The organism is Streptomyces luteoverticillatus (assembly GCF_003970715.1).
Lineage (GTDB): Bacteria > Actinomycetota > Actinomycetes > Streptomycetales > Streptomycetaceae > Streptomyces > Streptomyces abikoensis.
In genome coordinates this window covers 2,468,286-2,480,691 of record NZ_CP034587.1, presented here as the reverse complement: position 1 = coordinate 2,480,691, position 12,406 = coordinate 2,468,286, and the positions used below count along the sequence as shown (strand labels likewise).

At 70.0% G+C, this 12,406-nt stretch carries 10 protein-coding genes and 1 pseudogene; 5 read left to right on the top strand and 6 right to left on the bottom strand.

The genetic code is table 11. From position 1 onward, the window contains the following. Window positions 1-106: 106 nt before the first annotated feature. The 3 genes from EKH77_RS10650 to EKH77_RS10640 form a co-directional block, all read right to left on the bottom strand. On the bottom strand, window positions 107-748 hold the full coding sequence (locus tag EKH77_RS10650) for a superoxide dismutase (RefSeq protein WP_126914160.1): 642 nt from the start codon (window positions 746-748) through the stop codon (window positions 107-109). A 165-nt stretch (window positions 749-913) separates the two neighbouring features. Then, window positions 914-2,320, bottom strand: coding sequence for an amino acid permease (locus EKH77_RS10645; protein ID WP_126914159.1), 1,407 nt, complete (start codon window positions 2,318-2,320; stop codon window positions 914-916). A gap of 149 nt (window positions 2,321-2,469) precedes the next feature. Beyond that, a complete protein-coding gene (locus EKH77_RS10640) occupies window positions 2,470-3,876 on the bottom strand; it encodes an amino acid permease (RefSeq protein ID WP_126914158.1) in 1,407 nt (468 codons plus the stop codon). A gap of 308 nt (window positions 3,877-4,184) precedes the next feature. Between EKH77_RS10640 and EKH77_RS10635 the strand changes: the two genes are divergently transcribed. After that, on the top strand, window positions 4,185-4,784 hold the full coding sequence (locus EKH77_RS10635; protein WP_126914157.1) for a biotin transporter BioY: 600 nt from the start codon (window positions 4,185-4,187) through the stop codon (window positions 4,782-4,784). An 83-nt stretch (window positions 4,785-4,867) separates the two neighbouring features. Here the strand turns inward: EKH77_RS10635 and EKH77_RS10630 are convergent, their stop codons facing one another. Continuing rightward, window positions 4,868-6,325 (bottom strand): amino acid permease, encoded by a 1,458-nt coding sequence (locus EKH77_RS10630; protein WP_126914156.1) that lies wholly within the window; start codon window positions 6,323-6,325, stop codon window positions 4,868-4,870. Between the two features lie 180 nt (window positions 6,326-6,505). Between EKH77_RS10630 and EKH77_RS10625 the strand changes: the two genes are divergently transcribed. Both EKH77_RS10625 and EKH77_RS10620 read left to right on the top strand, forming a co-directional pair. After that, a complete protein-coding gene (locus tag EKH77_RS10625) occupies window positions 6,506-6,994 on the top strand; it encodes a ribose-5-phosphate isomerase (RefSeq protein WP_126914155.1) in 489 nt (162 codons plus the stop codon). A 115-nt stretch (window positions 6,995-7,109) separates the two neighbouring features. Continuing rightward, window positions 7,110-7,921 (top strand): annotated as a pseudogene (locus tag EKH77_RS10620) (Fpg/Nei family DNA glycosylase). A gap of 21 nt (window positions 7,922-7,942) precedes the next feature. Here EKH77_RS10620 and EKH77_RS10615 read toward each other — a convergent pair. After that, on the bottom strand, window positions 7,943-9,199 hold the full coding sequence (locus tag EKH77_RS10615; RefSeq protein ID WP_126914154.1) for a GNAT family N-acetyltransferase: 1,257 nt from the start codon (window positions 9,197-9,199) through the stop codon (window positions 7,943-7,945). 148 nt (window positions 9,200-9,347) lie between these two features. Here EKH77_RS10615 and EKH77_RS10610 point away from each other — a divergent pair, with 148 nt between their 5' ends. Further along, window positions 9,348-10,553, top strand: a complete 1,206-nt coding sequence (locus tag EKH77_RS10610; protein ID WP_240667304.1) for a PP2C family protein-serine/threonine phosphatase — start codon at window positions 9,348-9,350, stop codon at window positions 10,551-10,553. 78 nt (window positions 10,554-10,631) lie between these two features. Continuing rightward, window positions 10,632-11,564 (top strand): AfsR/SARP family transcriptional regulator, encoded by a 933-nt coding sequence (locus EKH77_RS10605; protein WP_126914153.1) that lies wholly within the window; start codon window positions 10,632-10,634, stop codon window positions 11,562-11,564. 29 nt (window positions 11,565-11,593) lie between these two features. Here EKH77_RS10605 and EKH77_RS10600 read toward each other — a convergent pair whose 3' ends face one another. Continuing rightward, window positions 11,594-12,082, bottom strand: coding sequence for a pyridoxamine 5'-phosphate oxidase family protein (locus EKH77_RS10600; protein ID WP_126914152.1), 489 nt, complete (start codon window positions 12,080-12,082; stop codon window positions 11,594-11,596). Between the last annotated feature and the right edge of the window lie 324 nt (window positions 12,083-12,406).

Below are 12,406 nucleotides of genomic sequence, written 5' to 3'. Positions count from 1 at the left end.
ACGCGAGAGGCCCCCGCGCGATGCGACCGCGCGGGGGCCTCCGTCATGCCTGCCACGTGAAGGGTGAGAAGACGATCACGAGCAGGCCGCACAAGGGGGGCGGGGGTCAGGGCGCCAGGATGATGGCGCTGCCCTTCTCCTTCGCCGCGAGGTAGCGCGCGCTGACGTCCTGCCAGTTCACGACGGCCCACATGGCGTCGATGAAGTCCACCTTCTGGTTCTTGTACTGCAGGTAGAAGGCGTGCTCCCAGGCGTCGAAGACCAGGATCGGCACGGAGCCCTGGCCCACGTTGCCCTGGTGGTCGTAGACCTGCTCGACGATCAGACGGCCGCTGACGGGCTCGTAGGCGAGGACGCCCCAGCCGGAGCCCTGCGTGGTGGCGGCGGCCTTGGTCAGCTGCGCCTTGAACTTGGCGAAGGAGCCGAAGGACTCGGCGATGGCGTCGGCGAGCTCGCCCACGCCGTCCTTGTCCAGCGGCTCGCCACCGCCGTCACCGGACATGTTGGTCCAGTAGATGCTGTGCAGGATGTGGCCGGAGAGGTGGAAGGCCAGGTTCTTCTCGAGGCCGTTGATGCCGCCCCACTGGTCCTTGTCACGGGCCTCGGCGAGCTGCTCCAGGGTGTCGTTCGCGCCCTTGACGTACGCCGCGTGGTGCTTGTCGTGGTGCAGCTCGATGATCTCGGGGCTGATGACCGGGGCCAGCGCCGAGTAGTCATAAGGAAGTTCAGGAAGTGTGTAGATGGCCATGCCGAGCCCTCCGACTACTTATTGCGACCTACTTGCAGGTAGACGCTATCAGTAAGTACGTGTCAGAAGTGATAAGGGGGGAGGGCCTCGGTCCAAAGACGGAGGCGGGGTAGGTCCTGAAGATCAGGACCTACCCCGCCTCGGTCGAAGGGGGAAGGTGACGCGTCAGCGCTTCGCGGCCACCGCGCGCTGCCGCAGGTATCCGATCAGCGCGAGCGCGATCGTCAGGCCGCCCGTGAAGTACAGCTGGATGCGGGTCTCCTCCTCGCGGAGCATCAGGCCCAGCACCCCGAGGATGCCGATGATCGCGGCCCAGGTGAGGTAGGGGAAGAGCCACATCTTCACCAGCAGCTGGTCCTTCGGCGTGCGCTTGCGGCCGCGCAGCTGGGAGACGGCGATGAAGCCCCAGACCACCAGCGTGGCCGCGCCCACCATGTTGAGCAGCCACTTGAAGATGGTGTCCGGCCACCAGTAGCTGAGCAGCACGGCGACGTAGCCGAAGGCGGCGGAGGCGATGACCGCGTAGCGCGGCACGCCACCGCTGACCTTGCCCAGCTTGCGGGGGCCCTGGCCCCGGGAGACGAGCGAGAAGGCGATGCGCGAGCAGCCGTAGATGTTGGCGTTCATCGCCGAGAGCAGGGCGATCAGCACGACCACGTTCATGATCTGGCCGGCGCCGGGGATGTCCAGGTGGTTGAGGACGGCGACGTAGGGGCCGCTCTTGACGACCGAGGGGTCGTTCCAGGGGATCAGGGTGACGACGACCAGCAGCGAGCCCACGTAGAACAGGGCGATGCGCCACATGGCCGTGCGGACCGCGCTCGCCACGCCCTTGCGCGGGTGCTCGGACTCGGCGGCGGCGATGGTCACCGTCTCCAGGCCGCCGTAGGCGAACACGGAGGCGAGCAGGCCGACGACCAGGCCGTTGCCGCCCATGGGGAAGAAGCCGCCGTTCCCGGTGAGGTTGGACATGCCGGGGGCGTGGGTGCCGGGGAGAACGCCCGCGATGGCGAGGATGCCCAGGACCAGGAAGACCGCGATCGCGGTCACCTTGAGGGCGGCGAACCAGAACTCGAATTCGCCGAAGTTGCTCACCGCCGCGAGGTTGCTGCCGGTGAATACGACCATGAACAGGGCGACCCACATCCAGGAGGACGTGCTGGGGAACCAGTTCGTCATGATCGCCGCCGCGCCGATGCCCTCGGCGGCGACGGCGACGCACAGCAGGGTCCAGAACACCCAGCCGGCGGTGAAACCGGCCCAGGGGCCGATCATCCGGTCGGCGTGGACCGAGAAGCTGCCCGAGGCGGGGTTGGCCGCGGACATCTCACCGAGCATGCGCATCACGAGCATCACGAGAATGCCGGAGGCCGCATACGCGAGCACGATCGACGGACCGGCGGCGGCGATGCCCGAGCCGGATCCCACGAAGAGCCCGGCGCCGATGACGCCGCCGAGCGCGATCATCGACAGATGACGCTGCTTGAGTCCGTGCGACAGCGAGGGGCCCGGTGGGGTGTCCGGGATCGCGTCGGCGGGGCCGGTCGCCGGCGGGGAGGGTATACCAGTCATGATCGTAAAAGCCCCGTTGAGTGTGAGCGGAAAAGTTGCCTCAGTGTGGAGGTCAGGTTGGCCGAGGACAACACCCTTCACACATCTGTCCGGTATTCAGACAGACATGTGACCTTCCGCGACTGACATTTCGGCAGAAACGAAATTCGTCAGCGGTCGACGGCCGCCGAGGACCGGTGCCGGAGATCCCGCAGCAGGGCCACCGCGACCACCGCGGCCGTCGCGCCGGCCGACCACAGCAGCTGCGGACGCGCCGTGTCGTCGGTCAGCATCAGCACCAGCACGGCGCCGATCGCGGCCAGCGCGACCCAGGTCAGATAGGGGAAGCACCACATGCGCAGGGTCAGCAGCTCCGGCGTCTCCCGCTCGATCCGCCGCCGCAGCCGCAACTGGGAAACGGCGATCAGGCCCCAGACGAAAAGCAGGACCGAACCCACCGCGTTCAGCAGATACTGGAAGATCGAATCCGGCCATTCCAGATTGAGAATCACCGAGACAAAGCCGAACGCGACCGAGGCGAGCACAGCCCGCCGGGGCACTCCGCCCGGCGAGACCTTCAGCAGCGCGCGGGGGGCCTCCTTCCGCTCTGCGAGCGAGAAGACCATCCGGGACGAGCCGTAGAGGTTGGCGTTCAGGGCGGACAGCAGTGCCACGAAGACCACGACGTTCATGATCTGACCGGCCGCCGGCACCCCGACGCGGTCGAGCACCGCCACATAGGGGCTCTCCCCGGGCTTCAGCGACGACCAGGGCAGCAGGGTGACGATGACCAGCATCGAGCCCACATAGAAGAAGAGGATGCGCCACACGGCGCTGCGCACCGCCCGGCCCACCGCGCGCGCCGGGTCGTCGGACTCGGCGGCCGCGATCGTGAGGACCTCCAGCCCGCCGAAGGCGAAGACGACGGCCAGCACGCCGGAGACCACACCGCCCCAGCCGTGCGGCAGCAGCCCGCCCTGGCCGGTGAGGTTCGTCATGCCGACCGCGTCCGTGTCGGGAAGAACGCCGAAGATCGCAAGAAGGCCCAGGGCGAGGAACAGCACGATCGCGCCGACCTTGAGGGCGGCGAACCAGAACTCGAACTCACCGAAGTTCTTCACGGCCGCGAGGTTGGCAGCAGTGAAGACGACCATGAACAGCAGCACCCAGCCCCACTGCGGCACCCCCGGCGCCCAGCCATGGGCGATCCGGGCCGCCGCCGTGGCCTCCACGGCGAGCACGACCACCAGCAGGAACCAGTAGAGCCAGCCCACCGAGAACCCGGCCCAGCGGCCCAGCGCCCGCTCCGCGTGCACCGAGAAGGCGCCCGACGCGGGCATCGCCGCCGACAGCTCGCCCAGCATGCGCATGATCAGCATCGCGAGCCCGCCGGCCAGCAGATAGGACAGGATGATCCCGGGCCCGGCGACCGCGATCCCGGCGCCCGAGCCCACGAAGAGCCCGGCGCCGATCACCCCGCCCAGCCCGAGCATCGTCAGATGGCGCTGCTTGAGACCCGCCGCAAGCGGTTCCTTCTCGCCGGCGAGTGGCTCGACGACGGGCGGTGCATCGTGCATGGAGCTCGTTCTTTCGGGTCTTGCGAAGTTGTGCGCATCTGCAAGAACGCAAACGCGCGCAAAGGGTAGGACCAGACTCTCCCGGGCGGGGGCCACTGGCCAAGCTCCACTCGCGCTCCGTGACGAGCATCACGTTTCCCGGTGAAACCGTCACCAACTGTGTGTACTCAGCACCTCGCGGCCCTTCGCGCGTTCGGAACCCGCCAAGACCGGGCGTCGGCCTTTGTCACCGCTGCCCGGTGCCCAAAGCGTCACGCTCGGCTAACGTCGGCGTGTCCCACCCGTCCCTCATCACTCGCGGAGTACCGATGGCCACCGCCGCCACCCTTCCCCGGACCGGTACGGTCCTCGCCGACCTGCTCCCCGCCCAGGCGGGAGGCCGGGCCCGCGTCCGCGACGCCGCCCTGATCGTCGGCGGCGCCGCGCTGACCGGCCTCACCGCCCAGATCGCCGTGCCCGTCCCCGGCTCCCCGGTCCCGGTCAGCGGCCAGACCTTCGCCGCCCTGCTCGTCGGCACCGCGCTCGGCGCCCGCCGCGGCTTCCTGTCCCTCGCCCTGTACGCCGTCGCCGGCGTCGTGGGCATGCCGTGGTTCGCCGAGGCCCGCTCCGGCGCCGCCTTCCCGTCCTTCGGCTATGTGCTGGGCATGCTGCTCGCCGCGACCGTCGTGGGCGCCCTGGCCCGCCGCGGCGCCGACCGCTCCGTGCTGCGCACCGCCGGCACCATGGCCCTGGGCTCCGCGATCATCTACGCGGTCGGCGTCCCCTACCTGGCGCTGGCCACCCACATGTCGTTCGCCGAGGCCGTCGCGGCGGGCCTGACGCCCTTCCTGATCGGTGACGTCCTCAAGGCCGCGCTCGCGATGGGCGCGCTGCCGACGGCGTGGAAGCTGCTGGGCCGCCGCGGCTGACAGCTGACACGTATATATACGGACGGGCCGGGCCCGCACCCCGAGAAGGGGGTGCGGGCCCGGCCCGTATCCGTACCGCTCGATTACTCGGCGGCCGTGACGGCCTTGGCCGCCGCCTGGCGCCGCTTGTCCAGGACCAGGCCGATGGCCAGGACCAGAACGCCCACGAGAGTGGAGAGCAGGACCTGCTCCCGGTTGTCGCCGCCGTCCACGACCATGTAGCCGAGGACGAAGACGATCATGCCGATGGTGGCCCAGGTCAGGTACGGGAAGAGCCACATCCGGACGACGAGCTTCTCCGGCATCTCGCGCAGGATGACCCCGCGCATCTTCAGCTGCGTGATGCAGATGACCAGCCAGACGAAGAGGGCGACGGCACCGGAGGAGTTCAGCAGGAACTTGAAGACGGTGTCCGGCCACAGGTAGTTGAAGCCGACCGAGATGAAGCCGAAGACGACCGAGCCCAGGATCGCCGCCGCCGGGACGCCACGGGCGTTGACCTTGGAGAAGACCTTCGGGGCGTCGCCGCGCTGGCCGAGGGAGAAGGCCATGCGGGAGGCGGTGTAGAGGCCCGAGTTCAGGCAGGACAGCACGGCGGTCAGCACGATCACGTTCATGATCTGGCCGGCGTGCGGGATGCCGATCGAGTCGAGCGCCGCGACGTAGCTGCCCTTCTCGGCGATCTCCTTGGAGTCCCAGGGGAGCAGGGAGACCACGACGAGGATCGAGCCCAGGTAGAAGACGGCGATGCGCCAGATGACGCTGTTGGTGGCCTGCGTCACCGCGCGCTGCGGGTCCTCGGACTCGCCGGCGGCCAGGGTGACGATCTCGCTGCCCATGAAGGAGAAGACGACCATCAGCACACCGGTCAGGATCGCCCCGGGGCCGTGCGGCAGGAAGCCGCCGTGCGAGGTGAGGAAGTCGAAGCCGTTGCCCGGGTTGTCGGAGCCGGGCAGCACACCGAAGACGGCGAGCAGACCGATGACGACGAACGCGGCGATCGCCACGACCTTGATGCCGGCGAACCAGAACTCGAACTCGCCGTAGGAGCTGACCGAGGCCAGGTTGGTGGCCGTGAGGACGACCATCACGATCAGGGCCCAGCCCCACTGCGGCACGGCCGGGACCCAGCCGTGGAGGATCTTGGCGCCGGCGGTCGCCTCGACCGCGAGCACGACGACCCAGAAGAACCAGTACAGCCAGCCGATGGTGAAACCGGCCCAGCGGCCCAGCGCCTTGTCCGCGTAGGCGGAGAAGGAACCGGAGGTGGGGTTGGCGGCGGCCATCTCGCCGAGCATCCGCATCACGAAGACGACCATCGCGCCCACGAGGGCGTACGAGATCAGGATGCCGGGACCGGCGGCGGCGATGCCGGAGGCGGAACCCACGAAGAGGCCCGCGCCGATGACACCACCGATAGCGATCATGGACAGGTGGCGGTTCTTGAGTCCGGCCTTGAGGCCGTCCCCGCCCGACGCCGGGGCGTTGCCGGGATCGCCGGTCGTCGACCCCTTCGTCATGGTCGGCGGTGTCGCGCTCATCTGCACGTTCCTTCGGGTTGTTCCTCTGGGTCTCGGGTTGCGAGCCACCGAATTAGAACTTCTTGATGCCGCCTTTAGGAAGACCCGAATCCATTTCGTTGTGTTCACCGAGAGTTACGAAAGGGGGTCACCGGCCCCTGCTGGCCGATCCGCCCCCGGGGTCGTGCCACACTCGGACGCATGCGCGTGTACCTCGGTTCCGACCATGCCGGCTACGAACTCAAGAACCACCTCGTCGAGTGGCTCACGGCCCAGGGCCATGAGGCCGTCGACTGTGGTCCCCACATCTACGACGCCCAGGACGACTACCCGCCCTTCTGCCTCCGCGCCGCCGAGAAGACGGCCGCGGACGCCGACGCCCTCGGCATCGTGATCGGTGGCTCGGGCAACGGCGAGGCGATCGCCGCGAACAAGGTGAAGGGCGTCCGGGCCGCCCTGGCCTGGAGCGAGCAGACGGCCTCCCTCGGCCGTGAGCACAACAACGCCAACGTCATCAGCGTCGGCGCCCGCATGCACACGCAGGAGGAGGCGACGAAGTTCGTCGAGATCTTCCTGGCCACGCCGTACTCCGGTGACGAGCGTCACACGCGCCGCATCGAGATGCTGAGCCGCTACGAGACCACGGGCGAGCTCCCGGAGATCCCGGCCCACCACCCGCAGCAGGACTGAGGCGAGGACTGCCCCACCCGCTCGTGGTTGCCCCGGCGCTGCCGGGCAATCGGGCGGGCGGGTGGGGCAGGACCCGCCGCGAAGCGGCGGGAAGATGACGTCCGGGAGGACAGCCGTGCCCGAGGGGCATACGATCCACCGCCTGGCGGCGGACCACCGCGACGCCTTCGCGGGACGAACCGTCCGCGCGACCAGCCCCCAGGGCAAGTTCTCCGACAGCGCGGCGCTGATAGACGGCCAGGTCCTGGAAACCGCCGAAGCACACGGCAAACACCTTTTCCTCGGCTTCGCCGAAACCGGCTGGGTCCACATCCACCTCGGCCTCTTCGGCAAATACACCTGGGGTGACGGCGCAACCCTGCCGCCCCCACGGACACCGTCCGCCTCCGCCTCGCGAACCCCACCGCCTACGCGGACCTGCGCGGCCCGACGACCTGCGCGCTGATCACCGACGGCGAGAAGCAGGCGATACACGACCGCCTGGGCCCCGACCCCCTGCGCCCCGGGGACGACGGCGCCCGCGCCTACGCCCGCGTCTCCCGCAGCCGCACGAGCGTCGCCGCCCTCCTCATGGACCAGAAGGTCGTGGCGGGCGTCGGCAACGTCTACCGGGCCGAGGTCCTCTTCCGGCACGGCATCGACCCGTACCGCGCCGGCCGTGACGTGACCCGCCGCGAGTGGGACGCGATCTGGGCGGACCTCGTGGACCTCATGCGCGAGGGCGTGCGCAACAACCGCATCGACACCGTGCGCCCCGAGCACACCCCCGAGGCCATGGGCCGCCCGCCGCGCGTGGACGACCACGGCGGCGAGGTCTACGTCTACCGCAGCGCGGACCGGCCGTGCCTGGTCTGCGGCGGCGCGATCCGCACCGCGGACCTGGCCGCCCGCAACCTCTTCTGGTGCCCGACCTGCCAACAGGCGTGACCGCCATAAGGCGACAGCCCGTCAGAACCCGTGCGGCAGCCAAGGCGCGACCGCGCTCATAAAGGCGACCGACGCCTCCGCCAGCGCCCCCTCCCGCAGCTCCCGGACCCGCCCCGCGCCCGCCAGCGCGGCCAGTGACGTCCCGCCCAGATAGGCGGCGCCCAGCTCCCGCGCGGACAGCGCCAGGTCGGCGGCGTCGCGCGTCCGCGCGCAGGTCGCGCCCTTGGCGTCCCCGGTCAGCCGCCACCGCCCGGTGTTCCAGGGGCAGAACGCGTCCGTCACGTCGAGGACGACGTCCACGGGCGCCGCGTACGTCCGCGCCGCGAGCGCGTCGCCGACGTCGACGAGCCGCAGGTGCAGCTGGTCGGCGACCTGGACGTCGCAGCGCCGGATGTCGTCGACGAGCTGGAGCAGCGGATCGTCGACGGGGAGGCTGAACGCGTCGATCCCGGAGGTCAGGTCGAGGCCGAAGAGGTAGCGCCACAGGGCGGCGCGCGCCGCCGGGGTCAGGGCCTCCAGATCGCGCAGGACGACCGTGCCCCGGGGGCCGTGCCGGTCCCAGGAAGGCCGGATCGCGTAGCGGGCGTACCCCACGGTCTCGCCGTCGGCCTCGGCCAGGACGCAGTTCAGGGGCGAGGCGCCGTCCCGCTTGTCCACGGGGTCGAGCAGCGGCACGGCGTCCCAGCCGGGCTGCCGGGCGAGCATCCCGGGGCGGGTGGTGACCCGGCGCGCGTACACCTCTTCGCACGCGGCACGCGCGTCCTCGGGCGCCGACAAGCGGATCCGCACACCATCTGTTGCGTATGAGGTGTCTGTGACTGATGGGTCTTCCGGTATGACAAGTCGCACACGGGAGGTGTCGACACGCGCGTGAATTCTGTGTGTCGCGATTCCGTACCCGAACCGCCCGTAGATCCCCGGCTCGGAGGCGGTCAGCACGGCCAGCGGCTCACCCCGGTCCCGGACGCCCTCCAGCAGGTGCCGCATCATCGACGTCAGCACCCCCCGCCTGCGGTGCGTCGGCCGGACGCCCACCATGGTCACGCCCGCCGCCGGCACCAGGGAACCGCCCGGGACCGCCATCCGGAAGGCGAAAGAGCCTGCCGAACCCGCCACGTCGGGCCCATCCCAGACCCCGATCGAGCGGTCGAAACGGGTCAGTTCCCGCCACAGCGTCCGCTCCTCCGGCGTCTCCGGTACGCCACCGAAAGCCAGCTCCAAGGTGCCGTACCACTGATCCCAGTCGGCCTGGCGCAGTACCCGTAGATCCATCGTCATAACCCATGCCTAGCAACGCAATCCCGTTCAAGCGAACGAATTTCGCATATGGTTGCTCTCCGGGTGCTGACCCGGCGCTCCGAAGGCAGCCGTGTCGGCGCGGCGTGAATCGACGCACCGCCGAATGGGTGGATAAGGTCCCGATGCAATGACTGGCGGTGCGGAGACTCCGACGGCCCGGATGCGCAAAGCACTGCACCGGGCCCGCACGAGCATGCGCAAAGCCGGGGTCGACTACTTCCGCGGCGACGGCTCCGACTCGGTCGCCCTCACCGCCCTGCTGCTGGCCGTCCCCGCCCTCGCCTGGGGCACCGTCGCCCAGCCCGAGTGGTGCTCCCCGGCCGCGCTCGTCCTGCCCATCGTCGCGGGCGGCCTGCTGCTGCGCCCCGCGAGCCTGCTGGGCCTGTACGCCGCGTCGGCCGCCGCCCTCATCATGGAGTCGGCGCTCCTCGACGACCCCTCCCACCACGGCACCGACCGCGTCACCCCCGGCACCATCCTCGTCGTGGCGGCGGTCGGTTTCTTCGGCCTGCTGATCGCCCAGTTCCGCAGCCGCGTCGGGGTCCCCTGGAGACGCGGCGGAACGATGCTCTTCGACCTCCGCGAACGCATCCGCGTCCAGAGCAAGCTCCCCAAGCTGCCCCGGGGCTGGCACCGCGAGATGGCGCTGCGCCCGGCCGGCGGCCAGTCCTTCTCCGGCGACTTCGTCGTGGCCGCGCGCACCAACGGCGGCCGCACCCTGGAGGTCGTCCTGACGGACGTCTCCGGCAAGGGCATGGACGCCGCGTCGCGGGCCCTGCTGCTCTCCGGCGCCTTCGGCGGCCTCCTCGGCTCCCTCCCGCCCCACGCCTTCCTCCCGGCCGCCAACGGCTACCTCCTGCGCCAGGACTGGGACGAGGGGTTCGCCACCTCCGTCCACCTCGTCCTCGACCTGGAGACGGGCGACTACGAGCTGCTGTCCGCCGGCCACCTGCCGGGCCTCCAGCTCTGCGCCGGCACGGGCCGCTGGGAGGAGAAGGCCGCCGAGGGCCCCCTGCTGGGCGTCTACGACGGCGCCCAGTTCGACCCCGTGAAGGGCAGGCTGCGTCCCGGCGACGTCCTGATGCTCTTCACGGACGGCCTGGTGGAGACGAACGAGCGCGAGCTGACGGAGGGCATGGACCGCCTCACGGGCGAGGCCGACCGCTACGTCACCTCCGGCTTCCACGGCGCGGCCTGGCACCTGATCGAGGCGGTCGCCAAGGACGTCAACGACGACCGCGCCCTGCTGCTCATCTGCCGAGAGACCGGAGCGGTGCCGGCGAGCCGGAAGCCGCCGTCCGCAGAAAAACAAACCGTCCGTCCGGCAAAGTGACACTCTAAAAATCCGATAAGCAAGATTCCGGCCACCTGCGCCTACCCTCGGGGCCAGCCCAGGAGAAGAAGGTGCGTCGTGAGGTTCAGACTGATCGGCCCGTTCGAGATCGTGACCGACGAGGGCGAGGTCCGCCAGGCGGGGACGCCCAAGGTCTCGCAGACACTGGCCCTCCTGCTGATACGGGCGAACGAGATCGTCACGACCGAGTCCCTCATCCGTGAACTGTGGCAGGGCGCCGCCCCGCGCAGCGCCCTGAACACCGTGCAGACCTACATCCACCACGCCCGCAAACTGCTGGCCCAGGAAGGCCGCCCCGCAGGCCGCGACCCGCTGCTGACGCTGCGCCCCGGCGGCTACATGATGCGGGTGGACCCGGAGGCCGTCGACATCAAGGTCTTCGAGTGCCTGGTGGCACAGGCCAGGGCCGACGTCCGGGAGTGCCGCCCCGAGCACGCGGAGGCCGCGCTCGGCCGGGCCCTGGACATCTGGCGGGGGCCGCTGCTGGTGAACGTGCCCACGGGCGACGTGCTGTCGAGCCGCATCGCCCGCCTGGAGGAGATCCGGGTGCGGGCCCTGGAGCTGCGCATCGAGGTGTGGGCGCAGCTCGGCCGGCAGCGCGACGCCATCGCCGAACTGCGGGTGCTGGTCCACGACTACCCGCTCAACGAGTCCTTCCACGGCCAGCTGATCACGGCCCTCCACCAGGCCGGACGCCGGGCCGAGGCGCTCCAGGCGTACCGGCAGATGCACCGCATCCTCTGGGACGAGCTGGGCCTGGAGCCCTCCGGCGAGATCCAGCGGCTGCACCAGGAGATGCTCGCCACGCCCCCGCCGTCGTCCCTGTCATCCCCGTCGTCCCCGCCGTCGCCGCAGGGTGCCGGCGGGCCCGCGCGGCGGGCGGCCGCCGGGTCGTCGCGCCGGCCGCCGCAGCGCACGGCCTCCCTGGGCGGCCCGCCGCCCGCGGGCCTCGCCTGGCGCCGGCCCTGCCGTCCCGAGCTCGCGCCCTGACCGTCACCGACAATCGATCGGGGGAGGTGTCAGCGCTGCGTCTCGTCTGTCCAAATCCGGCTGGTCAAATCCGTACCGCGCAGTACTTGTACACGCCAAGGATCAATGCGGAGAACGTGATACTGGGGATCGGTGGGACCCTCGCGCCAGAAGTTGCGCGGGTTGTAGCCAACGCCGGCGGGGCTGCCCTTCCGGTAGAGGTCCCAGGCGTACGCCCGCGTCTCGGCGTCCGTCGCCCAGGTGGAGACGCTGTCGATGAACACCGCGTTCTGGCGCGGGTTCCAGTACGAGTAGGTGGTGTGCGGGTTGTTCGCCAGGTGCGCGGCCTTGACCGGCGTCTTGTAGGCGGCGAGCCAGCCGACCGGCCGGCCGTCGACCACCTCCCATATCGGCAGCAGCACCCGCGCGCGGGGCCGCCCCTTCCGGTCGACGGTGATCATTGTGCAGTAGACGATGTCCCGGATGTATTCGAAGAACTTGTCCTCGATTTCGGAGAACGTCGTAACTTTCGTGGCCACAGCGGATCCTCGGCATTCATCATGAGTCGTCCTGTCCGCCGTCAGCATGCATGGCCCGAACCCGCTGCGGAAGGAGGCACTTTCACCTCACCCACGCACCGCCGGGGTACCGCGCGCACGGCACCGGTGGACGGCACCGGTAGGCGACCCGAACCTCAAGAGAACCTCAAGACACGGCTGACACCATGGCCGCCCAATAGCACTCTCCTCAGGGCACGCGGCCGGGTGGTGCCGCCCGTTCGTGCCCGGTTCGGTAACGTCCTTTTGGGGTGGGGTAACCATGCAATTCGGATTGCTGGGGCCGTTGGAAGTCCTTTCGGACGG

What these genes read in the sequence shown, in the direction of transcription:
- EKH77_RS10630 (WP_126914156.1), bottom strand. Translation starts at nt 6,325, where the DNA reads ATGAGCGCGACACCGCCGACCATGACGAAGGGGTCGACGACCGGCGAT.
- EKH77_RS10625 (WP_126914155.1), top strand. Translation starts at nt 6,506, where the DNA reads ATGCGCGTGTACCTCGGTTCCGACCATGCCGGCTACGAACTCAAGAAC.
- EKH77_RS10650 (WP_126914160.1), bottom strand. Translation starts at nt 748, where the DNA reads ATGGCCATCTACACACTTCCTGAACTTCCTTATGACTACTCGGCGCTG.
- EKH77_RS10615 (WP_126914154.1), bottom strand. Translation starts at nt 9,199, where the DNA reads ATGACGATGGATCTACGGGTACTGCGCCAGGCCGACTGGGATCAGTGG.
- EKH77_RS10610 (WP_240667304.1), top strand. Translation starts at nt 9,348, where the DNA reads ATGACTGGCGGTGCGGAGACTCCGACGGCCCGGATGCGCAAAGCACTG.
- EKH77_RS10635 (WP_126914157.1), top strand. Translation starts at nt 4,185, where the DNA reads ATGGCCACCGCCGCCACCCTTCCCCGGACCGGTACGGTCCTCGCCGAC.
- EKH77_RS10645 (WP_126914159.1), bottom strand. Translation starts at nt 2,320, where the DNA reads ATGACTGGTATACCCTCCCCGCCGGCGACCGGCCCCGCCGACGCGATC.
- EKH77_RS10640 (WP_126914158.1), bottom strand. Translation starts at nt 3,876, where the DNA reads ATGCACGATGCACCGCCCGTCGTCGAGCCACTCGCCGGCGAGAAGGAA.